Source organism: Kitasatospora sp. NPDC036993, from assembly GCF_055607525.1.
The window spans coordinates 46737-67459 of sequence record NZ_JBVJRP010000014.1 but is presented as its reverse complement, the minus strand read 5'-3'; the positions used below and the strand labels follow the sequence as shown (position 1 = coordinate 67459).

Sequence of the window (20723 nt, the reverse complement as noted above, 5' to 3'; positions counted from 1 at the left end):
CCGTCACGGGCGGGGGGCCTCCCCCTGGTCCGCCAGGCCCTCCGGCCTGCGCGGTTCCGCCGTGCTCGGCGGTCCGGCCGCCCTGTCCGTCCGCTCCGCCCCGGCCTGGCCCTCCGCCCCGTCCGTCCCCGCCGGCTTCTCCAGCGAGACCGGGCGTTCCGGTCCCGGCCGCGGGTGCGCCAGGATGGCGAGCACCACCGCGCCGTCCACCGTCTCCTGGGCGACCAGCAGCGCCGCCAGCTCGTCCAGGTGGTGCCGGTGCTCGGCGAGCAGGTCCAGGGCCCGGCGCTCGGCCCCGCGCAGCAGGCGGGCCACCGCCTCGTCCACGGCGCGCTGGGTCTGCTCGGAGTACGGGCGGCGCAGCAGGTCCTCGGGGCTGTCGCCGAGGTAGTGCGGGCTGCCGCTGGAGTAGCCGACCGGGCCGAGCTCCGGGGAGAGCCCGAACTCGCGGACCATCCGGGTGGCGACCGAGGTGGCGTTGGCCAGGTCGTTGGCGGCACCCGTGGAGCCCTCGCCGAAGACCAGCAGCTCCGCCGCCCGGCCACCGAGCTGGACGGTGATCAGGTCGGTCAGGTACCCCTCGCTGTACAGGTGCCGTTCGGCCTCGGGCAGCTGCTCGGTGGCGCCGAGGGAGACGCCGGCCGGGAGGATCGTCACCTTGGCGACCGGGTCGGCGTGCTCGCACAGCGCGGCCACCAGCGCGTGGCCCGACTCGTGCACGGCGACGGCGTGCCGTTCGTCGGGCAGCAGGGCGTTGGAGGACTCACGGCGGCCGAGCAGCACCCGGTCACGGGCGTCGTCGAGGTCTGCGGCGGTGATGGTGGCCCGATCGGCGCGCACGGCGTTGATGGCGGCCTCGTTGACCAGGTTGGCGAGGTCGGCGCCGGAGAAGCCCGGGGTGCCGCGGGCGAGCCGCCCGAGGTCGGTGTCCGGGGCGAGGGTCTTGCCCCTGGCGTGCACGGCGAGGATGGCGGCCCGCTCGGCCTGGTTGGGCAGCGGGACGGTGACCTGCCGGTCGAAGCGGCCGGGGCGCAGCAGGGCCGGGTCGAGGGCGTCCGGCCGGTTGGTGGCGGCGATGACGACGATGCCGGTGCTCTGGTCGAAGCCGTCCATCTCGGCGAGCAGCTGGTTCAGGGTCTGCTCGCGCTCGTCGTTGCCGCCGATCCGGGTGCCGCCCGCGCGGCGTCCGCCGACCGCGTCGATCTCGTCGATGAAGACGATCGACGGCGCGCGCTTGCGGGCCTCCTCGAAGAGGTCGCGGACCCGGGAGGCGCCGACGCCGACGAACATCTCCACGAAGCCGGAGCCGGTCACCGAGAGGAAGGGCACCGAGGCCTCCCCGGCGACGGCCCGGGCGAGCAGGGTCTTCCCGGTGCCCGGCGGCCCGACCATGATCACCCCGCGCGGCCCCTTGGCCCCGGCGGCGGCGTACCGCTCCGGGCTGCGCAGGAAGTCGACCACCTCGCTGACCTCCTGCTTCACCCCCTCGTACCCGGCCACGTCGGCGAACCCGGTGTCCGGCCGCTCGGCCTCGATGATCTTGGCCCGGGACCGTCCGATGGTGCTCAGCCCGCCGCCCAGCGACCGGGCGGCCATCCGGCCCGACCAGAGGAAGAGCGCGCCGAAGATCAGCAGCGGCAGGAACAGCAGCAGGGTGGACCAGAGCGAGCCGCTGCCGCTGGAGCGGCTGCCGGTGACGGTGACGTCGTGCGCGGAGAGCGCGCTGCTGAGCTGGGAGGTGTCCAGGGCGGTGGGGATCTGGCTGGTGAAGTGGGTGCCGTCCTTGAGCGTGCCGCTCACCGCGCCGGTGTCGCTGACGTCCACGGTCTGCACCTGGCCGGCGTCGACCCGGTGCACGAAGTCCGTGTAGCCGTAGCGGGTGCCGGGCGTGCCGGATCTGGAGAAGAGCAGCAGCAGGAGCAGCGTCACCAGCACGGCGACGGGCAGCAGCCAGCGGCGCCACGAGGGCGGCGGAGGCTGCGGGGGCTTGGGCGGGCCGCCCGGGCCGGGGCGGCCCCCGGGGGCCCAGCCGGGACCGCGCCCCTGGCCGGGGCCCGGTCCGGCACCGGGGCCCGGGCCGGGCGGGGTCGCTGGTTGACGGGCAGCGCGCAACCGGATTCGTACGATCATCCACGCTCACCGCCTCCCGGGGGCCTGGCAGCCTCCGTCCCTCCATGGTCGGACGCTCCGGGCCAGGATGGGAGGCCGAGCGGCGGGATGTCGGTCCACCCGGGCGAAACGGCCCGCCCCACCGGGGTGGGGGTGCGGCCGGCCGGGCCCTCCCGGCCGCCTTCAAGGAGCACCGGAGCGGCGGGAGTTGGCCTTCGATCTGCCGGACCGGAGCATGCGTGACCTAGAGTAGCCACATGGTCAACGAGGAACTGCCAGCCGTACGAAAGACGCCCGAGGCCGCGGTGGAATCGCGGGCCGGGGACAGCGACCGGGAGGCGGTGGCCGAGCAGTTGCGGATCGCCGCCGGGGACGGCCGCATCGACCTCGGGGAGTTGGAGGAGCGGCTCGACCGGGCCTACGCGGCGCGGACCCACCGCGAACTCGACGCCCTGGTGGCGGACCTGGGCGGCCGGGAGCGGGGCGGGGACAAGTCCGCGGCGCAGGACGTCCTCGTGCTCCGGACCCGGCTCGGCAACATCGTGCAGCGCGGCCGGTGGACGGTGCCCCGCCGGATCGTCGCCGAGTCCAAGATCTCGCTGCTCACGGTCGACTTCACCGATGCCGTGTGCACCCACATGGAGATCACGGTCGAGGCGTCGACGGGCGTGGGCCAGATCAAGCTGGTCGTCCCGCGCGGCTGGGGCGTGCGGATCGACCCGTCGAGCACCAACACGGGGAACATCAGCAACAAGGCCGACGAGGTGGCGGAGCCCGGCTCCCCGACCCTGACCGTGATCGCCCACCCCCGCTCGGGGCCGATCAGGATCAAGCAGCGCCGCCGGGGCTGACCGGCCCGGCGCCCGGGCCGGCCGTGCGGGGGGCGGAGGCCGCGCGACGGCTGCCGGCCGATCCGGGCGCCAGGGGTGTGGCGTCAGAGGCCAGGGGTGTGGCGTCAGGGGTCGGGCGTCAGGGGTCAGGCGTCAGGAGAAGTCGAGCCCGCCCGTCCGGGTCCGCTTGAGCTCGAAGAAGTTCGGGTACCCGGCCAGCAGCCGCACCCCGTCGAAGACCCGTACGGCGTCCTCCCCGCGCGGGATCGCGCTCAGCACCGGGCCGAAGAAGGCGACGCCGTCCACGTGGATGGTCGGCGTGCCGACCTCCTCGCCGACCGGGTCCATGCCCTCGTGGTGGCTCTTGCGCAGGGCCTCGTCGTACGCGGCGTCGTTCGCCGCCCCGGCCGGCTCCTCCGGCAGGCCCGCCGCCGCCAGGGCCTCCCGGATGACCGCGTCGTCGGCGGGCCGGTCCTGGTCGTGCAGGCGGGTGCCGAGTTCGGTGTAGAGGGCGCGCAGCACCTGCGGGCCGTGCTGCTCGGCGGCGGCGATGCAGACCCGCACCGGCCCCCAGCCGGTGGTCATCAGGCGCTGGTAGCGCTCGGGCAGGTCGGTGCGGCCCTCGTTGAGGACGGAGAGGCTCATCACCCGGAAGGTCAGGTCGAGGTCGCGCTGCCGCTCGACCTCCAGGATCCACCGGGAGGTGATCCAGGCGAACGGGCAGACGGGGTCGAAGTAGAAGTCGACCTTCACGGTGTCGCCGTCGGGCCGGCGGTCGTGGTTCCGGGATTCATCGTTCCTGAGCCCGTCGTTCCGGATGTCGGGGGCGCTGTTCGTCACGGTGTTCGTCGCGGAGTTCGTCACACCGGAGAGGCTAGCGGCCGAGTGGCCCACTCTCCAGGGCCAATCGGTGGCCGCCCTGGTGGGCCACTTCCCTCCGGCCGGCGCCGCTCAGCTGCACGTCGTCCCGTCCGCCGGCGCCGTGCCGTCCAGCAGGTAGGCGTCCACGGTCCGCTTCAGGCAGGCGTTGCCGGTGTTGTAGCCGCCGTGTCCCTCGCCCTCCAGGGTGACGGTGACGCCGACGCCCGCACCGAGCTGCTGCGCCATCGCGCGGGCGCCCTCCACCGGCGTGGCCGGGTCGCCGGTGGTGCCGACCACCAGGATCGGGGCCGCGCCCGCCGCCGCGACCTCCGGGTGCGCCGCCTTGCCGGGCACGGGCCAGCCGGTGCAACCGGTCAGGCCCCAGGCGGTGAACGTCCCGAACACCGGGGAGGCCGCGCGGAACCGCGGCAGCTGCTGCTCCACGTCCTGGTCGGAGTAGCGCTGACTGGCGTCCACGCAGCTGATCGCCCGGTTCGCGGCGTTCAGGTTGGAGTAGTGCCCCTGCGCGTCACGCCCGTTCAGCCCGTCGGCGAGCAGGAGCAGCGTGTCGCCGGTGCCCTGGTCCATCGCCTCGGTGAGCCCGGTGGCCAGCAGGGGCCAGGTCTCCTGGCTGTACAGGGCGCCCGCGATGCCGGTGACCGCCAGACTCCCGGTGAGCTGCCGCCCGCCCTTGGCGGGCAGCGGCGACTGCTCCAGCCGCTGCACCAGCGCGGCGATCTTCGCGGTGCCCTCGTCGCCGCCCGCGCCGGTCGCGCAGGCGGCCCCGGCCTGGGTGGCGCAGGCCTTCATGAAGTCGCCGAGGGCGAGTTGGAAGCCCTGGGCCTGGCCGAGCGCGGACTGCTGCGGGTCCTTGGTCGGGTCGACCACCGAGTCCAGCACCAGCCGGCCGACCTGCTGGGGGAACAGGTGCGCGTAGACGCCGCCGAGCTGGGTGCCGTAGCTGATGCCGAAGTAGGACAGCTTCCCGTCGCCCAGCACCTGCCGCATCAGGTCCATGTCCCGCGCGGCGCTCTCGGTGTCCACGTACGGCAGCACCGCGGCGGAGTTGTGCTCGCAGGCGGCGACGAACCGGGCGTTGCTGTCGTCCAGGGCCTTCACCGCGGCGGGGGTCTCGGGGGTGCTGTCGACGGCTGCGGCGGTGTCCGTCGCCTGGTCGTCCAGGCAGGTCACCCCGGAGCTGGCACCGACCCCGCGCGGATCGAAACTCACCAGGTCGTAGCGGGAGTTGAGGGAGGCGTAGGTCGGGGCGAGGGCGGGCAGGGTGGCCACGCCGGAGGCTCCGGGCCCGCCGAAGTTGAACAGCAGCGAGCCGATCCGGTGCTGCTCGTCCTTGGCCCGGCTGCGGATCAGTGCGAGGCCGATCGTCGTGCCGTCCGGCCTGCCGTGGTCCAGCGGGGCGTTGAGGGTGGCGCACTGCCAGTCGGCGGCGGGCGCGGTGCCGCCTCCCTGCGCGGTGCTGGGGGCGGTGCAGGAGTGCCAGTCCAGCTGCTGGGCGGCGAGGCCGGTGGGGCTCGCGGTTCCGGTGTCGGTGCCGGTGCCGGATCCGGTGGTCGGGGAGGCCGGCGCGGGCTCGGCGACGGAGGAGCCGTCGCCCTGGCAGCCGGTGGCTGTGGTGAGCAGCAGGACGGTCAGGCCGAACGCTCCGGCGCCGCGGACCACGGTGTGCATCGGGTGGGTCACCTCTCGGGTCGGCCGGGCACCCCGGCGCCCGGTTCGGTCGACGTACCCCAGACCCTAGGGGCCGGGGTCGGCCGACGCCCTCCCGGAACCTCCGGACGGGGGGCGTGCGCCGAACCGGCTGCCATCGGCCTGTCGAGTGACGGGAGTTCTCGGCGCTCCCCGTGCTCCCGGTACTCCCGGTGCTCCCAGGTGGCACCGATCGCTCCGGTCGGCGGTTCTCCCTGCCGATCGGCAGGGGGAACCGCCGAGGCACTCCTCGGGAACCTCCCGATCGGCACATGTGCTGCGGCTCGACGACGCGCCAGGATGACGGACATCGGGGCCCCGGTGGGCGGGGCCCGGAGAGGAGCCCTGCCGTGACCGTCCTGTTCCTGTCGCTCGTCCTGTGCGCTGCCTGCGGCGCCTGCCTCTGTGTCTGCGCCTGTCGCTGTGTCCGCGTCGGTGCCTGCGTCCGCGTCAACACCCCGGGCGCCAACACCCCGGGCATCGCGGGCCCGTCCCCCACGGGGCGGCGCCGTGCCTCAGCGCAGTGCCATGTCCGGGGTTCCCCGCACCGCGTACGCCGGCAGGCGCAGCCCGCCGAGGGCGGCCCGCGGCAGGCTCAGCCCGAAGCGCCGCTCGACGGCGCCCAGGGTGCGGCGGCGAGCGGCCCCGTCGAGTCCCCGCCCGGGTTCGCGGGCCGTCACGCCGTCGGCCTCCAGGACCTCGGCGGCGACCAGGTCCGGCACCAGCAGGTCCGGTTCCTGGCCCCAGCGCCAGCGCTCCTCGCCGAGGCCGAAGCCGCACAGCACGGCGCCGTCCCTGGCGTAGTCGAGCAGGTCCGGCTGCTGCTCGGGCATCGGGCGGAAGTGCACCACCTCCACGCCGTCGCGCGCTATCTCGGTGAGCAGTTCACCACCGGTGGAGTCGCCGTACTCGATCGCGAACGACCAGCCGGCGCACATGCCGACCCGGATCACACCGTCGCCGTCGCCGCTGGGGCGGTAGACCTCGATGTCCAGATCCCGGATCTCGGTGTCGCTGATCGGCTCGGTCGCGGTGGCCGGGTCGGCGCCCATCCGGCGGGCGAGTTCCTCGGGCGTGATCCCCCGGGCGAACAGCACCCCTCCGACCGCACCGTCCGTGCCGGGGTCGCCCGTCGGCGGTCGGCCGGCGCCCGGCTCGCCGATCTCCGCGAGCCACTGGATGCCGTCGCCGTCCTGCCCCGCTCCCTCGCCTGTCCGTTCGGTCATGCCGCCCTCCCCTCGCGCCGGGCCTGCGGTGACCGGGCGCGCCGGTGGGCACCCTAACCGACCCGGCCGACAGCCGGAGGCCGGTCACCGGATCGATGCCGGAACCAGCCCCGCGCGGGGCCCGCCACCTCCCCCTCGCCGATCGACAGGAGGCCGATCAGGAGTCGAAATCGCCAGGCCCACACGGCCGTTCACCCGGCACCGGTACCGCACGGCTCACCCGGCCACGCCCGGCACCGCCTGGCCCACCGCTTCGAACAGCAGCTTTGCGGCCACCGTCGCCCCGTCGGTGCGCACTTCGCCCGCCACGGCCTCCGCCCGCACGCGGGTCCCGGGCGCCAGGGCCGCGCCGAGCGCGGCGGAGAGCGATTCGACGGTCGGCGTCGGGTCGAGGTGGGCCACACCGATGCCCAACTCGGCCACCCGGCCGGCCCAGTACGGCTGGTCCGCGATCCGGGGGACGACCACCTGGGGCGCGCCCGCCACGGTCGCGGTCGTGGTGGTGCCCGCGCCGCCGTGGTGGACGACGGCGGCCACCCGGCGGAACAGGGCCTGCTGGTTCACCTCGCCGACGACGTGGCAGTCCTCGCGGTCGTCGACCGGGGCGAGTCCGGCCCAGCCACGGGCGAGGAGCACACGGCGGCCATTCGCGCGGCCGGCCTCGACGGCCACCCCGGCGATGCCATCCGGCGCGTACGCGGCCATGCTGCCGAAGCCGACGTACACCGGCGGCTCCCCGGCGTCCAGGAACGCCTCCAGGTCGGGCGGGAGCGGGCGGTCGTCGGGCAGGATCCAGGCCCCGGTCGGCACCACGTCGAGTTCCGTCATGCCCTCCGACGGGCACAGCAGCGGGTCCGCCGCCAGCCACGGCCGGTCGGTGAACACGTGGTCGCGGACGTTCTCCACGGGCGGCAGGCCGATCGCCGCCCGCCCGCTGTTGAGCGCGTCCCCGTACAGCGCGTTCACCCGCTGGGCGTCCTGCTCCCACAGCTTCCGGTGGTCGGTCTCGTCCTCCGGGGACGGTGTGCCCGGCCGCCGCCCCGGCCGGAAGTGCCGCGAGGGCAGCCCGAAGATGTGGAAGCAGGCCAGCACGTAGTGGAGGCCCAGCTTCTCGGCGACGTCCCGCGCCCCGGCCGGCATCAGCCCGGTCGCCAGCAGCACGTCGCAGCCCTCGGCCGCGGCGGTCAGCGCCTCGAACCGCGCGTCGACCAGCTCACGGGCGAGCCGGAACGCGTCCTCCGCCGTCGGCGGCTTCGGGCCGGACACCACCGAGCGCACCGACGGCCCGAGCGGCACCAGCTGCACGCCGGCCCGCTCCAGCAGCGCCACGAACTCCTCGTCCGGTGGCGCGCACACCCGCACCTCGGCGCCGAGCCCCCGCAGCGCCGCCGCCAGCCCGGCCAGCGGTTCGACGTCCCCCCGCGATCCCCACGCCGTCATCAACACACGCATGTCACGACTCCCGTTTCCGCAGGTCATGGCCTTACGGCGGTGATTGTGCGGCACGACGGGGGCCTTGCCGCAAGCCCCGGGGCACGCTATAGCTTGAGAGTGGCAGGGAGATTCACTCTCCTTGCCGTCTCTCTTGGCCACCCGGTCCGCATGGGTCCCCCCGACCCGTCCACCACGGCCGACTCTCCCCGCTCGGCCCCGCCCCGGACCGACACACCCCGGGCCACACCGCTTCCTCCCCCGGCTCCCCCTTCGACGAACCCGGCTTCGGCAGCCAGCCGAACGGCGGCAAGGGCGGCCAGGCGTACGGCGCCGCCGGCGCACCGTCCCAGTACGACGTCGCCTGCTACCGGCAGTTCGTCCACTCGTCCTGAACCGCACGGCTCCGACATCCGAACGGCGGTCCCGCCGCCCGGCCGCCCGGGGCTTGCCCCCCATCGGCCGGTTCGGCGGCCTTCTGGAAGCTGGGCCTATCCTCCGGCTCCCTCCCACCGACGCTGACCGGCACGACCTGACCGACGCGGGCTGACCGGCTCGCGCCGGACCGCCCGTCGACCGGTGAACCGCCCGTCAGCCGGTGAGGCGCCCGTCCCGCGCCACCACCCGGCCCGCCCGGACCACCAGTTCGGGCCTCGGCAGGTCGATCACCACCTGCGGCAGGCACTCGCCCGTCACCAGCATGAAGTCTGCGGGCGAGCCCGGCCGCAGGGTGGCGGCCGGCAGGTCCAGCAGTTCGGCGCCGCCGTCCGCCGCCAGGGCGAAGCAGTCGGCCAGCTGCTCGTCGGTGCGGGCGTCGGTGGTCCAGCCGAGCAGGTGGGCACGGTGCAGCATGTCCGCGTTGCCGTACGGGCTCCACGAGTCGCGCACGCCGTCCGAGCCGAGCCCGACCCGCACCCCGTGCGCCCACAGTTCGCGGAACGGCAGCACCTGGTGGGCCGAGGGCGCCACGGTGGTCAGCCCGACGCCGGACTCGGCCAGTTCGGCGGCGAGTTCGGCGAGCGGGGCGCCGGTCAGCTCCGGGACGCAGAAGGCGTGGCTGACGACCACCCGCCCGGCCAGTCCGGCCGCCCTGGTCCGCGCGGCGATGTCGCGCAGCGGGCCGAGGCCGCGCTCGCCCCGGTCGTGCAGGTGGATGTCGAGGCGCAGTCCGTGCTGCTCGGCCAGACCGAACAGCAGCTCCAGCTGGGCCGGCCCCTCGCCGTCCGGGCCCTCGGCCGGGACGCCGTCGAAGCCCGCCGGGTCGATCCCGCCGACGGCGTCGATCAGCCCGCCGGCCGCCGCCTCCGCGAGCAGCGCCCCCGCACCGGGCATCCGCCGGACCCCGTGCTGGGGGAAGGCCACCAGCTGGATGTCCAGCACCCCGGCCAGCCGCTCGCGCACCTCGGCGAGCCCGGCCACACCGGCCAGCCCGTACGCGGGTGCCACGTCCACATGGGCCCGCACCGCGCGGGTGCCACGCGTCACGGCGTGGCTCAGCAGCCGGTGGGCGCGGTCGGCGAGCGGGGTGCGCTGCTGCCGGTGGAGGTCGACGTCGCCCCGCACGTACTCCGGCAGCGAGCCGGCCGGGCGGCGGCTGTACCAGGGCTCGCCCCAGGCGGTCTTGTCGGGGTGGATGTGCGCGTCCACCAGGGTGGGCAGCGCGATCCGCCCGCCGCCCTCGACCACCTCGGGCACCGCCCCGTCCGGCACCCGCTCGGCCAGCAGGCCGTCCACGGCGACCAGGTCCACGGCCCGGTCGGCGCCGTACGGGCGGACGCCCCGGAAGACCGTGACGGGCGCGGCGTAGGGCGCGGCGCCGGAAGGCGTGGTCATGGGCTGCTCGCTCTCGCTCTGGTTCCCCGGGTGATCCGCCGCCGTGGACGGAATGTGTCCGACAGACAACACGTCCCGCCGTCCATTCAACAATCTGTTTATCATCTCTAGGTTCCCGTCCCCCTCCCGGAGTCGCTCACGCATGCCCACACCACCGCCCGCCGCCACGCCCGGACCGCACCCGCTGCACGCCCTGCGGGCCACCGTCTTCGCCATCGGCGCCCTGCTCCTCCTGGTCGGCGTGGGCGTACTGCTCCACCAACCGCTGCTGATCCCGCCGTTGGCCGCCAGCGCCGCACTGGTGCACGGCGCTCCCGGACTGCCGATCTCGCAGCCGCGCAACCTGATCGGCGGGCAGCTGCTGTCGGCCCTGATCGGCTTCGCCACCCTGGCCGTCACCGGCAGCACCGCCTGGGGCGCGGCCGTCGCCGCCGGGCTCTCACTGGGCGCCATGATGCTCACCCACCTCTCGCACTCCCCGGCCGTGGCCACCGCCGTGATCGTGGTCCTGCAAGCGCCGCACCCGGTGCCCTTCCTCCCGCTGCTCGTCCTGGCCGCCGGACTGCTGGTCCTCATCGGCCTGCTGCCCTGCCGGATCGGCGGGCATCCGGTCCGCTACCCGGTGACCTGGTGACGACCTGGTGACCTGCCGCACGGTGGCGGACACCCGCACCCGGTGACCGGCTCGCCGCTCCCCCGCCGCGCACTCCCCCACCGACCACTCTCCTGCCGAACCCCGACGGCCGGGTCATCCGATCGGATGACCCGGCCGTCCTCCGTTCCACCGGGCAAGGACGACCGCCCCGCCGACGCCGTCGGCTTCACCGCCCGGGCCCACGCCGGGCGCCGTGGCTCCCACACCGTCGCCGAGGCACTGCCCGCGCGGCGGGCCACCCTCAGGACCCCAGGTACGTCAGCACCGCCAGCACCCTGCGGTGGTCGTCCGGCGCCTGGGGCAGGTCGAGCTTGGTGAAGATGCTCGCGATCCGCTTGGACACCGTGGCCTCGGTGACCACCAGCCGACGGGCGATGGCAGCGTTGGATCGGCCCTCCGCGATCAGCGCCAGCACTTCGTGCTCCTTGGGGCTCAGACGTCGCAGCGGGTCGGGCCGGCGGGCGAGCAGCTGGCGGACCACCTCCGGGTCGACCACCGTCCCGCCCTCCGCCACCCTGGTCAGGGCGGAGACGAACTCGCGCACCTCACCGATCCGGTCCTTGAGCAGGTAGCCGGTGCCCGCACCCGGGCCGTCCGTGCTCCGGCCACCCGCACCCCAGCCGCCCACACCTCCGGCACCCGCGGCGATCAGCTCCGCGGCGTACCCCTGCGAGACGTACTGGCTGAGCACCAGCACCGGCAGCCCCGGATCGTCCTCGCGCAGCCGCCGGGCGGCGCGCAGGCCGTCGTCGGTGTTGTCCGGGGGCATCCGGACATCGACGACCACAGCGTCCGGCCGGTGTTCCCTGACCGCCTCGATCAGTGCCGGCGCGTCGCCGACGGCAGCCGCCACGGTGTGCCCGAACCGCTCCAGCAGGGAGACCAGGCCCTCCCGCAGGAGCACCGAGTCCTCCGCGACGACTAGCCGGAGTACCGGCACGGGATCTCCACTCGCAGGACGGTCGGCCCACCGGCCGGGGAACGCAGGGACAGGGTGCCGTCGATGACGGCGAGCCGGTCGGAGATGCCGAGCAGGCCGGTCCCGGCGGCCGGGTCGGCGCCGCCGGCCCCGTCGTCCCTGATCTCCAGCACCAGCCCGTCCGGCGCCGCGCGGCCGTGCACCGAAGCACGCCGGGCGCCACTGTGCCGCACCACGTTGGCCAGCGCCTCGCAGACCACGAAGTAGGCGGCGGTCTCGACCGGGCCCGGCGGCCTGCCCGGAAGCGCGATGTCGACGTCCACCGGCACCGCCGAGCGGCCCGCGACGTCCCGCACCGCCGGCTCCAGACCCCGGTCGGTGAGGATCTGCGGGTGGATCCCGTGGATCAGCTCACGCAGCTCCCGCAACGCCACCTGCACCTCCTCCTGGGCCTCCCGCACCTGCCGGGCGCCGGGCGCGCCCTCGGGCAGGTCCAGGCCGGCCAGCCCGAGCCTGACGGAGAGCGAGACCAGCCGCTGCTGCGCGCCGTCGTGCAGGTCCCGCTCGATCCGGCGCCGCTCCACCTCGTACGCGTCCACCAGCCGGGCCCGCGAGGCCACCGCCCGGGTCAGCTCGTCGTCGGCGGGTTCCAGCACGGCCCGGGCCGTCACCGCCCGTACCCCCGCCCAGGCCGCCAGCGGGTAGGCCGCCACGGGGAGCAGCACCAGTCCGGCGAGCGGCCCGAGCCAGGAGGCGGCGGGGTTCGCGGTGGGCTGGAACGGCGCGGCCAGCAGGAACAGCGGGGTGCCGAGGCCCACCGCCGTCAGCCCGAGGTCGATCCACCAGAGCAGCAGCAGCGACACCAGCCCGTAGCCGAGGTCGCGCCACGCCTCAGGCCCGGCCAGCAGTTCACGGACGCGTCCGCGCCTCCCCGGCACCGCCCGTCCCGCCGCTGCCCTCCCGGCCACCACTCGTCCCTCCGCTGCCCGCCCCGGCAGAACCAGCCGCAGCCGCCACCGCTCGTACCGGGCCGCCGCCCACCCCGCCAGGGCCACCGGCGGCAGCACGACCCCCACCGCCCCCGGCCCCAGCCGCCCCCACAGCAGCACCGGCAGCGCCGCCAGCCCGACGGCCGCCGCCCCCACCGCCGCCCCGGAGAGCAGGAAGCCCAGCGAGCGCCATGGCCACGGGGAGCCGAGGAACGCCAAGGGCCGCTGGGCCAGCGCCTCCAGGGTGTTGCGAGCAGCGATCATCCTGCCGACCCTAGCCTCCGCCGACCGCCCGCCGCAGGGGTGCTGGCACTACCTCCGCTCTCGACCCAACACCCCTGCGCACGCCTGCCCCTGACGGGTTGCCTGGAACCATGACGAACTCGACCGACACGGTCCTCCTCAGGGCCGTGACCAAGCGGTACGGCACCGGGGCCCGGGCCGTGACCGCACTTGACGACGTGACCGTCGCCTTCCCGCGAGGCAGCTTCACCGCGGTGATGGGCCCCTCCGGCTCCGGAAAGTCGACGCTGCTGCACTGCGCGGCCGGACTGGACCGGGTCACGGACGGCACGGTGGTGATCGACGGCACCGAACTCGGCGCCCTGGACGAGACCCGGCTGACCCTGCTGCGCCGCGAGCGGCTCGGCTTCGTCTTCCAGTCCTTCAACCTGGTCTCCGCGCTGACCGCCGAACAGAACGTGGCGCTCCCGCTGCGGCTGGCCGGGCGCCGCCCGGACCGGGCCGGCCTCACCGCCGCGCTCACCGAGGTCGGACTCGGCCGGCGCGGCGGGCACCGGCCGAGCGAGCTGTCCGGCGGCGAGCAGCAGCGCGTCGCGATCGCCCGGGCCCTGATCACCCGGCCCGCCGTGCTGTTCGCCGACGAGCCGACCGGCGCCCTGGACACCCGCACCTCGCGCGAGGTACTCGCGCTGCTGCGCGGCGTCGTCGACCGCCACCGGCAGACCGTGATCATGGTGACCCACGACCCCGCCGCCGCCTGCTACGCCGACCGCGTGCTGCTGCTCGCCGACGGACGGATCGTGGAGCAGTTGCACGGCCGCAGCGAGGCCGCCGTCATCGCCGGCCGGATGGCCGCGCTGGAGGCGCCGGCATGCTGAGCCTCGCCACCGTCCGCACCCGATGGGCGTCCTTCCTCGGCACCTTCGTCGCGCTCGGCCTCGGCGTGACGATCCTGGCCATGACCGCCCTGGTGCTCGCCTCCGCCGAGCCCGAGGTGCCCCGGCGCTACGCCGCCACCCAGGTCGTGGTGCAGAGCCCCGCCGTCGACCGGTCCGACGGCACCTTCACCCCGGGCCGGCCCTGGTCCCGGCAGCGCACGGACGAACTGCTGCGGGCCCTGGCCGCCGTTCCCGGCGTCGCGCGGGCCGTACCGGACCGCGCCTTCTACGCCCAGGCCGTGATCGAGGGCAGGCCGGTCGCCGACCCGGGCCCGGAACCGCGCGGCCACAACTGGTCCGGCGCCGCGTTCGGCCCCGAGCCGCTCACCGCGGGCAGCGCCCCGGCCGACGGACACCAGGTCGTCCTGGACGCCTCGCTGGGCCTGGCCCCCGGTGACCCGGTCACCCTGCTCACCGCCGCCGGACCGGCCCGCTACACCGTGTCCGGCACCGTCGGCTCGCCCTCCTACTACCTGTCCGACCCCGCCGCCGAGGCGCTCGCCCCCGGGGTCAGGGTGATCGGCCTGGTCACCGCGCCGGGCGCCGACGTCCAAGCCGTCGCCGCCGCCGCGGCCTCCGTCGTGGGCGGCGACGGCGAGGTGCTGCACGGCGCCGCGCTCACCGCGCTGGAGACCGGGCGCGCCGAGAAGACCCGCTGGATCGGCTTGCAGATCCTGGTCGCGATGGCCGGGCTGACCGCCTTCGTCTCCGTCTTCGTGGTCGCCTCCACCTTCGCCTTCGCGATCGTCCAGCGGCGGCGCGAGTTCGGGCTGCTGCGGACCATCGGTGCCACCCCGCGCCAGATCGCGCGCACGGTGTACGCCGAGTCGCTCGCGGTCGGCGTGGTGGCCGGCGGCACGGGCGTGCTGCTCGGCGCGCTGTTGTCGCCCGCGCTGGGCGCGCTGATGGTCGAGGGCGGCCTGGAGCCGGAGGGCTTCGCCGTACGGTTCCAGGCGCTGCCGCTGGTCGGCTCGTTCGCGCTGGGCCTGGTGGTCGCCCTGCTCGGGGTCTGGTCGGCCTCCCGCCGGGCGGCCCGGACCGCCCCGCTGGAGGCGCTGCGCGAGGCCGCCGTCGAGCACCGCCCGATGACCCGCGGCCGGTGGATCGCCGGCGGGGTGTGCACCGTGCTCGGGCTCGGGCTGGTGGTGGTCGCGGCCGACAGCGAGTCCGACAGCATGATCAACAACGCCCTGTACGCGGCCATGGCCCTGATCGTCGGCCTCACCCTGTTCGCCCCCGCCGTCATCCCGCCGATCGTCCGCACGGTCTTCCGGCCGCTGTCCGGACTGCGCGGCGCCACCGCCGCGGTGGCCGGGGAGAGCGCGCTGACCGCCGTCCGGCGGACCGCCTCCACCGCCGCTCCGGTGCTCGTCACCGTGGGCTTCGCGGTGCTGATCGCCGGACTCTTCCAGCTGCGGGCCACCGGCTACGCGCTGGAGGAGACCGTCCGGCAGGAGGCCGCCTCGGTAGTCACCCCGCAGGGCGTGCCCGGGCTCTCCGACGCCGCCGTGGCCGCCGTGCCGGGCGGTGCCTCCCTGCTGCCCACCCGGCTCTACGTCGGCGGCACCGACCACGTCGGCGCGGTGGGGATGAGCGAGGCCGCGTTCCGCAAGGCCCGTACCCGGATGACCGTCACCTCCGGCTCGCTGGACGGGCTCACGGCGGACGGGCTCTCACCGAACGGGCCTTCGCCGAACCCGCAGACGGGCGAGCCCGCCATGGTCGTCAAGGCCGGCACGGCCGCCTGGCTGGGCTGGACCACCGGCCGCCGTGTCCCGGTCACCTTCGAGGACGGCAGTACCGTGGACGTCACGGTCATCGCCGAGATCACCGAGGGCTCCGCCACGGCCAGCGTGCTGCTGACCGCCGGCACCGTCCGGGCCCACGACCCCTCGGCGCTCACCTCGGCCGTCTACACGGCCGGCACCACCTCGCCCGCCGCCCTCGCCCCGCTCGGCGCCCAGGCGTTGAGTAGCGCCGAGTACGCCTCCCGCACCGACTCCGAGGACGACGCCCTGGTCCGGATCTTCCTGGTCATCCTGATCGGCATGTCCCTCGGCTACACCTGCCTGGCCGTCGCCAACACCCTGCTGATGGCCACCGCCCAGCGGGCCCCGGACTTCGCGGTGCTGCGGCTGTCCGGCGCGACCCGCCGTCAGGTGCTGCGGATGGTCGCCGCCGAGTCGACGCTGGTGGTCGGCATCGGTGCCGCGCTCGGCCTGCTGATCGCGGTCGTCACCCTGGCAGGCATCCGATCGGGCCTGTCCGCTCGGCTCGGCACCCGGGTCGACCTCGCCCTGCCCTGGTCGACCATGGCGCTGACCACCGGCGTCTGCCTGCTCCTCGCCCTGCTCGCCGGCGTGCTGCCGGCCTGGTCGGCGCTGCGCCGCCCAGGCGCCCGGGCGGCCGGCTGACGGCTCCTCCCGCTCCTGCGTGCGCCAGCTGCTACTTCCAGTCGTCCGTGCCACCCAGCAGTTCGACCAGCAGCAGTCCCGGATCGTCCGCCTCGGCCGCCCACCGGTCATGGGCGACGTCCAGGAACCGCGGCACCAGAACCGACCACGGCAGCCGGTAGCGGAACACCACCGGCTGCCGGTCCGGCCGGCGAACGGTGAGGCGACGGCGCAGCGGGCCCAGCTCCTCGTGGTGAATCCCGGTCCGCTCGTCGACCACCGTGGACCAGTCGTCGAGGTGCAGGGTCCGTTCGCCGTCCGCCTCCCGGACCACGGCGAGCAGCCGGCCGAGCCGGCCCGCCCAGACGACCTCGGAGCCGGCCCGGCACACACGCGCCACCCCACCACTCCTTCCGTACGGTCGGCACGCCCGGTGGACGTGCCGGTGTTCGCCCGGGCCCGTCCGGTGCGTCGGGCCCGTCCGGCCCGTTCGCCCCCAGGAGCCCTGGATCAGTGCCCGGGCACAGCCCAGCCGGCCCGCTCGGCCAGCGACCTGATGCCTTCGAGGGTGGCCGTCATGCCGGTGCGCAGCTCGTTCAGCCGGAAGTCGACGATCTTCTCCTCCAGCTCCGGTTTCGCGTCGATGACCAGGCTGGCGCCACTGCGGCCGGGGCCGATCACCACCGACTGGCGCAGCCGGGTGCCGTCTTCCTCGGGGGTCAGCTCGAAGCGCCACCGGGCCAGCGAGCCGGCCAGGTCGCGCACCGGCTCGCCGTAGCGTCCGTCCGCGTCCATCACGCCCCAGGCGAGGACGTACCGGCCGGCCGCCTCGGTGATCTCGGTGATCTCGGTGATCTCGGAGACCGTCCGCCAGTCGGGCATGTCCGCACGGCTGTTGTGCCCCTCGAAGCGGGCGCCCACCGCGGGGCCGTCCGCGCCGTCCAGCCAGGCGACCCGCCGGAGTTCCGGGCTGAGCCGGGCGGGCAGGCCGATGTCCGTCACGAGTTGCCACACCCGCGCCACCGGCGCCGCGACGAACACCTCGCACCGCGTCCCCGGACCATCGGCGTACCGCATGCCCGCTCCCCCTGTCGTACGTCACCGCTCTTGCTCGTCGCTCGCGCACATCGATGCGGGTCGACACCCGCCCGCTCTCCCCGCCACTGCGTCCGGAACGCCGTGGGGACAGCGGGCGGGTTGCCGCCCTGGGCCCTGGATCGATGATCGATCCCCCGGATATCCAAGTCAATCCGCCGATTTGCTGGGGTACCTCCAAGCGATACCTTGGGTGTTCGTGACCATTGACGACCTCCGCGTCTTCGCCGCGGTCTGCCGGGCCGGCTCGCTCAGCGCCGTCGCCCGCGACCTGCACTGCACCCAGTCCGCCGTCAGCCAGCACGTGAAGCGGCTCGAACGGGAGGTCGGCCTCGCCCTGATCGAGCGCCATCCGCGCGGGGTCGTGCCCACCACGGCGGGGAGCCTGCTGCGCACGGCGGTCGCCGCCGGCCTCGGCGGCATCGACCACGCGCTGCACCGGATCGCCGAACTCGCGCGCGGCGAGGGCGGATCCGTACGGATCACCACCGGAGCCACCAGCATCCGGCACTTCATGTCCGCGGCCGTGGTGGACTTCCGGCGACGCCACCCCCAGGTCAGCCTGGAGTTCCAGACCGAGGTCTCCAGCCGCAGCTGCCTGGAGTCGCTCAACGCCGGCCGGGCCGACCTCGCCTGGATCACCCTCGGCGTCCCGGCCCGGGGCATCGACCAGCGGCCGGTGACCGACCTGCCCTGGGTGCTCGCGGTCGCGGCGGGCGACCCGCTCGCCGCCCGGGCCCGGATCGAACCCGCCGACCTCCAGGAAGCCCGGCTGATCGGGCTGCCGCAGAACTCCGTCGCCCGCTCCCAACTCGAAGCCTGGCTGGGGAAGTCGGGCATCCGCCCGGTCTTCGACACCAGCGTCGCGGACTGGGACACCGCGATCCTGCTCGCCGAACTCGGTCTCGGCCACGCCGTCGTCCCCGCCCTCCCCCAGTGGCAGGGCCCCGGCCACCCGGGCCTGCGGCTGCTCCCGCTGCCCGACCTGCCCGCCCTCACCGCCGGCTGGGCCGTCCGGGACTGGGAGAACCTCGGCCCGCTCGCCCGCGCCTTCGCCGACACCGTCGCCGCCCACTGCGGGCGCGACACTCCGCCGGCCGCCGGCCCGGAGGCGTCCTGAGCCCACCCGCCGTCCGCCCCGACCGCCGCCGGCCGTCACCGGCTGTAGAAGGAGTGGCTGCGTCCGATCTCGGTGAAGCCCCGGTGGCCGTACCACTCGCGCGGCCAGTCCGCCGCGTCCGCGAGCAGGAACAGCCGAGGGACGCCGGCCTCGGCCGCGAGCGCCGGGCCGGTGGCGAGCAGGGTGTCGCCGTACCCCGCGCCACGGTGCCGCGGTCCGGTCACTCCGTCCTCCAACTGTGCCAGCCCGAGGGCTGGTTCGAGGTAGAGGTCGCTCCAGGCCGCGACCTCGCCGACCGGCGTCCTGGCGGCCAGGAAGTGCACCCGCTCGGCGCCGCGCAACCGGGCGGCGCGGCGGTCGGTGAGCTGCCGGGCGACCTCCTCGTCCTCGCTCCACTCCCGCTGCTGGCACAGCACCGCCTCCCGGATCTCGTCCAACTCCACCGGGAGCGCGGCCGGTTGCGGCCGCACGCAGCCCTCCGTCGGCCGCGCCAGGACGACCACGTCCTCCCGCTCGCACCCCGCCGCCGCCAGCACGGGGCCGGCCCGCTCGCCCGCCTCCGGGTCCAGCACGGTGATGGAGTACCGGCGGCGCGGCCCCAGCCACCGGGCGGCCAGTCCGAGCAGCGCCGCCGGGTCGGTGCCCGGGCCCTCGACGATCAGCCGGTTGTGCTCCTCGGAGCGGACGAACTCCGCGTTCCGAACGGCGAACACTCCGGGGAACTCCGGACGTTCGAGAACCTCCGCCGCCTGACGGCGGGCAAAGGCGGCCCGGAAGGCGGTCACACGCGCGAGCAGATCCGACATCCCGCCATGGTCACCGCCCCGGCCGCCGCGCGGCAACAGCTTTCCGCGCGGCCGCCCCCGTACGGCCTCAGCAGGACGAACCGAAGGACGACGAACCGAAGGAGGTCCGAGCAGAGGACGGCGAACCGGAGGAGGACGAACGCTCCAGGAAGCGCCGGATCCCGTCCCGCACGCCGTCCGTCGGTACGGTCGCCGCGAAGGCCGCCGCCTCCACCGCGAGTCCCTCGTCGATCGGCAGGTTGACGCCCCGGGTCACCGCCCGCAGGCAGGCGGCCACGGCGGTCGGCGCGTGCCGGACGATCCGTTCGGCCAGGTCCCGTGCCGCATCGAGCAGTTCGTCCGCCGGGACGACGGAGTTGACCAGGCCGATCGCGGCGGCACGGGCGGCCGGGATCGGGTCGCCGGTCAGGATCAGCTCCAGGCCGCGCTTGCGGCCGACGTGCCGCGGCAACCGCTGCGAGCCGCCGAAGGGCGGCGGGAAGCCGAGCGAGATCTCGGGCTTGGCGAAGGTCGCGTGCTCGGCCGCGACGGCCAGCGGGGCGGCCTCGGTGATCTCGCAACCACCGCCGTACGCCAGGCCGTTGACGGCCACGATGACCGGCTTGGGGAGCTCCTCGATCCGCCGGGTGAGGGCGTGCCCGCGCCGGACGAACTCGCGCAGCGCCCGTTCGGGCCCGCCCGCGACGCTGGCCGCCAGCGACGGGATGTCGGCGCCCGCGCTGAACGCCCGCCCGCCGGCCCCGGTGAGGATCACGGCACGGACGGTGTCGTCGGTGTCGATCCGGTCGAGTTCGGCGAGCAGCGCGTCGATGGTCGGGTAGTCGAGGGCGTCGACGAGTACGCGGCCGCCATCCGCTCCGGCGCGCTCCCCGCCGGCACCCGGCTGCCGACCCACCGCGCCCTCGCCAGGGAGCGCCGGATCGCCCTGGCCACCGCCACCCGGGTCTACGCCGAACTGGCCGCCGCCGGGCTGGTGGTGGGCGAACAGGGCCGCGGCACCTTCGTCCGGCTGCGCGCCGGCTACGACGGCATCGAGCCCTCGCGCGCGCTCCCGGTGCCCCGGGTGGCCGACCTCTCCTTCAACCAGCCGCTCGCCCCCGGCCAGGGCGACCTGCTGCGGCCGGCCCTGCGCGCACTCGCCTCCTCCGGCGACACCGAGGCCCTGCTGCGCCAGCACCCGCCCGGCGGCCATCGGCACGACCGGGCCGCCGTGGCCACCCACCTGCTCGACCGCGGCATCGACACCGCGCCCGAGAACGTCCTGCTGACCAGCGGGACGCAGCAGGCCCTGGACTGCGTCCTGCGCACGCTCACCCGCCCCGGGGACGTCCTCGCCGTGGACGCGCTCGGCTACCCGGGCGTCAGACTGCTCGCGGCCGCCCACGGGCTGGACCTGGCGCCCGTGCCGGTCACCGCCACCGGACCGGACCTCGACGCCCTCGACCGGCTCTGCCGCACCCGTCCGGTCCGGGCGGTGTACACCCAGCCGACCGTCCACAACCCGCTCGGCTGGGTGCTCGACCGGGCACAGCGCGAACGCCTCGTCCGGGTTCGCCGCCGAGCACGGC

General features: G+C 75.3%; 17 protein-coding genes and 1 pseudogene. 6 read left to right on the top strand and 12 right to left on the bottom strand.

All coding sequences use genetic code 11. From position 1 onward, the window contains the following. Positions 1 to 3 precede the first annotated feature (3 nt). Positions 4 to 2130, bottom strand: coding sequence for an ATP-dependent zinc metalloprotease FtsH (ftsH, locus tag ACZ7C5_RS27670; RefSeq protein WP_470323657.1), 2127 nt, complete (start codon positions 2128 to 2130; stop codon positions 4 to 6). Positions 2131 to 2366: 236 nt separating this feature from the next. Between ftsH and ACZ7C5_RS27665 the strand changes: the two genes are divergently transcribed. Next, on the top strand, positions 2367 to 2960 hold the full coding sequence (locus tag ACZ7C5_RS27665) for a DUF1707 domain-containing protein (protein ID WP_401085505.1): 594 nt from the start codon (positions 2367 to 2369) through the stop codon (positions 2958 to 2960). A 132-nt stretch (positions 2961 to 3092) separates the two neighbouring features. Here the strand turns inward: ACZ7C5_RS27665 and ACZ7C5_RS27660 are convergent, their stop codons facing one another. The 5 genes from ACZ7C5_RS27660 to ACZ7C5_RS27640 form a co-directional block, all read right to left on the bottom strand. Then, a complete protein-coding gene (locus ACZ7C5_RS27660) occupies positions 3093 to 3692 on the bottom strand; it encodes a mycothiol-dependent nitroreductase Rv2466c family protein (RefSeq protein WP_470323678.1) in 600 nt (199 codons plus the stop codon). A gap of 198 nt (positions 3693 to 3890) precedes the next feature. Beyond that, the gene (locus tag ACZ7C5_RS27655; protein WP_470323656.1) at positions 3891 to 5489 is read right to left on the bottom strand and encodes an alpha/beta hydrolase; all 1599 of its coding nucleotides are present in this window, start codon (positions 5487 to 5489) and stop codon (positions 3891 to 3893) included. A gap of 533 nt (positions 5490 to 6022) precedes the next feature. After that, positions 6023 to 6733 carry a DUF6461 domain-containing protein gene (locus ACZ7C5_RS27650; protein WP_470323655.1) on the bottom strand — a complete coding sequence of 237 codons (711 nt, stop codon included), beginning with the start codon at positions 6731 to 6733 and terminating at the stop codon, positions 6023 to 6025. A gap of 216 nt (positions 6734 to 6949) precedes the next feature. Beyond that, the gene (locus ACZ7C5_RS27645; protein WP_401085514.1) at positions 6950 to 8185 is read right to left on the bottom strand and encodes a glycosyltransferase; all 1236 of its coding nucleotides are present in this window, start codon (positions 8183 to 8185) and stop codon (positions 6950 to 6952) included. Between the two features lie 570 nt (positions 8186 to 8755). Further along, positions 8756 to 9997 carry an amidohydrolase gene (locus ACZ7C5_RS27640; RefSeq protein ID WP_401085517.1) on the bottom strand — a complete coding sequence of 414 codons (1242 nt, stop codon included), beginning with the start codon at positions 9995 to 9997 and terminating at the stop codon, positions 8756 to 8758. A 142-nt stretch (positions 9998 to 10139) separates the two neighbouring features. On the opposite strand from ACZ7C5_RS27640, the gene ACZ7C5_RS27635 reads away from it, so the two are divergent. Then, positions 10140 to 10631, top strand: a complete 492-nt coding sequence (locus tag ACZ7C5_RS27635) for an HPP family protein (RefSeq protein ID WP_401085520.1) — start codon at positions 10140 to 10142, stop codon at positions 10629 to 10631. Positions 10632 to 10893: 262 nt separating this feature from the next. Here the strand turns inward: ACZ7C5_RS27635 and ACZ7C5_RS27630 are convergent, their stop codons facing one another. Both ACZ7C5_RS27630 and ACZ7C5_RS27625 read right to left on the bottom strand, forming a co-directional pair. Continuing rightward, on the bottom strand, positions 10894 to 11592 hold the full coding sequence (locus ACZ7C5_RS27630; RefSeq protein ID WP_401085523.1) for a response regulator transcription factor: 699 nt from the start codon (positions 11590 to 11592) through the stop codon (positions 10894 to 10896). Beyond that, a complete protein-coding gene (locus tag ACZ7C5_RS27625) occupies positions 11574 to 12824 on the bottom strand; it encodes a sensor histidine kinase (protein WP_401085526.1) in 1251 nt (416 codons plus the stop codon). The genes ACZ7C5_RS27630 and ACZ7C5_RS27625 overlap by 19 nt, the downstream gene beginning before the upstream one ends. A gap of 110 nt (positions 12825 to 12934) precedes the next feature. Between ACZ7C5_RS27625 and ACZ7C5_RS27620 the strand changes: the two genes are divergently transcribed. Together ACZ7C5_RS27620 and ACZ7C5_RS27615 are read left to right on the top strand one after the other, a co-directional pair. Then, a complete protein-coding gene (locus ACZ7C5_RS27620; RefSeq protein ID WP_401085529.1) occupies positions 12935 to 13681 on the top strand; it encodes an ABC transporter ATP-binding protein in 747 nt (248 codons plus the stop codon). After that, positions 13675 to 16155: an ABC transporter permease gene (locus ACZ7C5_RS27615; RefSeq protein WP_470323654.1), complete on the top strand. Its 2481-nt coding sequence runs from the start codon at positions 13675 to 13677 to the stop codon at positions 16153 to 16155. Before ACZ7C5_RS27620 ends, ACZ7C5_RS27615 begins: the two co-directional genes overlap by 7 nt. A 31-nt stretch (positions 16156 to 16186) precedes the next feature. Here ACZ7C5_RS27615 and ACZ7C5_RS27610 read toward each other — a convergent pair whose 3' ends face one another. Both ACZ7C5_RS27610 and ACZ7C5_RS27605 read right to left on the bottom strand, forming a co-directional pair. Then, positions 16187 to 16534: a hypothetical protein gene (locus ACZ7C5_RS27610; RefSeq protein WP_470323653.1), complete on the bottom strand. Its 348-nt coding sequence runs from the start codon at positions 16532 to 16534 to the stop codon at positions 16187 to 16189. Positions 16535 to 16644: 110 nt separating this feature from the next. Then, positions 16645 to 17211, bottom strand: a complete 567-nt coding sequence (locus ACZ7C5_RS27605) for an SRPBCC family protein (protein ID WP_401085538.1) — start codon at positions 17209 to 17211, stop codon at positions 16645 to 16647. A 217-nt stretch (positions 17212 to 17428) separates the two neighbouring features. Between ACZ7C5_RS27605 and ACZ7C5_RS27600 the strand changes: the two genes are divergently transcribed. Continuing rightward, positions 17429 to 18349 (top strand): LysR family transcriptional regulator, encoded by a 921-nt coding sequence (locus ACZ7C5_RS27600; protein ID WP_401085540.1) that lies wholly within the window; start codon positions 17429 to 17431, stop codon positions 18347 to 18349. Between the two features lie 35 nt (positions 18350 to 18384). Here the strand turns inward: ACZ7C5_RS27600 and ACZ7C5_RS27595 are convergent, their stop codons facing one another. Further along, complete coding sequence (locus ACZ7C5_RS27595; protein ID WP_470323652.1) at positions 18385 to 19155, bottom strand: GNAT family N-acetyltransferase; 771 nt, start codon at positions 19153 to 19155, stop codon at positions 18385 to 18387. Between the two features lie 67 nt (positions 19156 to 19222). Next, positions 19223 to 20050 carry an enoyl-CoA hydratase-related protein gene (locus ACZ7C5_RS27590; RefSeq protein WP_470323677.1) on the bottom strand — a complete coding sequence of 276 codons (828 nt, stop codon included), beginning with the start codon at positions 20048 to 20050 and terminating at the stop codon, positions 19223 to 19225. Between ACZ7C5_RS27590 and ACZ7C5_RS27585 the strand changes: the two are divergent. Then, positions 20006 to 20665, top strand: a pseudogene (locus ACZ7C5_RS27585) (aminotransferase-like domain-containing protein); the annotation flags it as partial. The gene ACZ7C5_RS27590 and the pseudogene ACZ7C5_RS27585 sit on opposite strands and share 45 nt — an antisense overlap. Positions 20666 to 20723: the final 58 nt, after the last annotated feature.

Bases quoted from the DNA above. Each gene is read 5' to 3' on its own strand.
- ftsH (WP_470323657.1), bottom strand. From the start codon at position 2,130: ATGATCGTACGAATCCGGTTGCGCGCTGCCCGTCAACCAGCGACCCCG.
- ACZ7C5_RS27665 (WP_401085505.1), top strand. From the start codon at position 2,367: ATGGTCAACGAGGAACTGCCAGCCGTACGAAAGACGCCCGAGGCCGCG.
- ACZ7C5_RS27655 (WP_470323656.1), bottom strand. From the start codon at position 5,489: ATGCACACCGTGGTCCGCGGCGCCGGAGCGTTCGGCCTGACCGTCCTG.
- ACZ7C5_RS27650 (WP_470323655.1), bottom strand. From the start codon at position 6,733: ATGACCGAACGGACAGGCGAGGGAGCGGGGCAGGACGGCGACGGCATC.
- ACZ7C5_RS27645 (WP_401085514.1), bottom strand. From the start codon at position 8,185: ATGCGTGTGTTGATGACGGCGTGGGGATCGCGGGGGGACGTCGAACCG.
- ACZ7C5_RS27640 (WP_401085517.1), bottom strand. From the start codon at position 9,997: ATGACCACGCCTTCCGGCGCCGCGCCCTACGCCGCGCCCGTCACGGTC.
- ACZ7C5_RS27635 (WP_401085520.1), top strand. From the start codon at position 10,140: ATGCCCACACCACCGCCCGCCGCCACGCCCGGACCGCACCCGCTGCAC.
- ACZ7C5_RS27625 (WP_401085526.1), bottom strand. From the start codon at position 12,824: ATGATCGCTGCTCGCAACACCCTGGAGGCGCTGGCCCAGCGGCCCTTG.
- ACZ7C5_RS27620 (WP_401085529.1), top strand. From the start codon at position 12,935: ATGACGAACTCGACCGACACGGTCCTCCTCAGGGCCGTGACCAAGCGG.
- ACZ7C5_RS27615 (WP_470323654.1), top strand. From the start codon at position 13,675: ATGCTGAGCCTCGCCACCGTCCGCACCCGATGGGCGTCCTTCCTCGGC.
- ACZ7C5_RS27605 (WP_401085538.1), bottom strand. From the start codon at position 17,211: ATGCGGTACGCCGATGGTCCGGGGACGCGGTGCGAGGTGTTCGTCGCG.
- ACZ7C5_RS27595 (WP_470323652.1), bottom strand. From the start codon at position 19,155: ATGTCGGATCTGCTCGCGCGTGTGACCGCCTTCCGGGCCGCCTTTGCC.